Below are 1,452 nucleotides of genomic sequence, written 5' to 3'. Positions count from 1 at the left end.
ATGCTTGCTTAGCCTGCTCCGTCCCCCCATCGCAATTATATCGAGTACAGAAATATTAATCTGTTTCCCATCGACTACGCCTTTCGGCCTCGCCTTAGGGGTCGACTTACCCTACCCTGATTAACATGGGATAGGAACCCTTGGTCTTCCGGCGTGGGAGTTTTTCACTCCCATTATCGTTACTCATGTCAGCATTCGCACTTCTGATACGTCCAGCATACCTCCCGGTACACCTTCAACCGCTTACAGAACGCTCCCCTACCACTCAGAATAAATTCTGAATCCGCAGCTTCGGTGCATAGTTTAGCCCCGTTACATCTTCCGCGCAGACCGACTCGACCAGTGAGCTATTACGCTTTCTTTAAAGGATGGCTGCTTCTAAGCCAACCTCCTGGCTGTCTGGGCCTTTCCACATCGTTTCCCACTTAACTATGACTTTGGGACCTTAGCTGGCGGTCTGGGTTGTTTCCCTCTTCACGACGGACGTTAGCACCCGCCGTGTGTCTCCCGGATATTACTTTACGGTATTCGGAGTTTGCAAAGGGTTGGTAAGTCGGGATGACCCCCTAGCCTTAACAGTGCTCTACCCCCGTAAGTATTCGTCCGAGGCTCTACCTAAATAGATTTCGGGGAGAACCAGCTATCTCCCGGTTTGATTAGCCTTTCACTCCTAGCCACAGGTCATCCCCTAACTTTTCAACGTTAGTGGGTTCGGTCCTCCAGTTGATGTTACTCAACCTTCAACCTGCCCATGGCTAGATCACCGGGTTTCGGGTCTATACCTTGCAACTATTCGCCCAGTTAAGACTCGGTTTCCCTACGGCTACCCTATTCGGTTAACCTCGCTACAAAATATAAGTCGCTGACCCATTATACAAAAGGTACGCAGTCACCCAACAAGTGGGCTCCTACTGCTTGTACGTACACGGTTTCAGGTTCTATTTCACTCCCCTCACAGGGGTTCTTTTCGCCTTTCCCTCACGGTACTGGTTCACTATCGGTCAGTTGGGAGTATTTAGCCTTAGATGATGGTCCACCTATATTCAGTCAAAGTTTCACGTGCTCCGACCTACTCGATTTCACTTAAAATGTCTTTTCATGTACGGGACTATCACCCTGTATCGTGGCGCTTTCCAGCAGCCTTCCATTAACACATAATAAGCTTAAGGGCTGTTCCGATTTCGCTCGCCGCTACTTTCGGAATCTCGGTTGATTTCTTTTCCTACGGGTACTTAGATGTTTCAGTTCTCCGCGTTCGCCTCGTTAACCTATGTATTCAGTTAACGATACCTGCAAGCAGGTGGGTTTCCCCATTCGGAAATCCTAGTCTCAAGTGCTTTTTACTAGCTTGACTAGGCTTATCGCAAGTTAATACGTCCTTCATCGCCTCCAACTGCCAAGGCATCCACCGTGTACGCTTAGTCACTTAACCATACAACCCAAACGGGTCTT

1 rRNA gene is annotated in these 1,452 nt (G+C 49.0%); it reads right to left on the bottom strand.

The annotated features are described in order from the left end of the window. A 23S ribosomal RNA gene (locus tag H4J63_RS19680) occupies window positions 1–1,432 on the bottom strand; the annotation flags it as partial. Window positions 1,433–1,452: the final 20 nt, after the last annotated feature.

The sequence above is a fragment of the Pseudoalteromonas sp. 5Ae-yellow genome, from assembly GCF_014077565.1.
In the GTDB taxonomy this organism is placed as follows: domain Bacteria; phylum Pseudomonadota; class Gammaproteobacteria; order Enterobacterales; family Alteromonadaceae; genus Pseudoalteromonas.
Note: the sequence above shows the minus strand (reverse complement) of the source record. Positions and strands in the feature narration are given on the sequence as shown.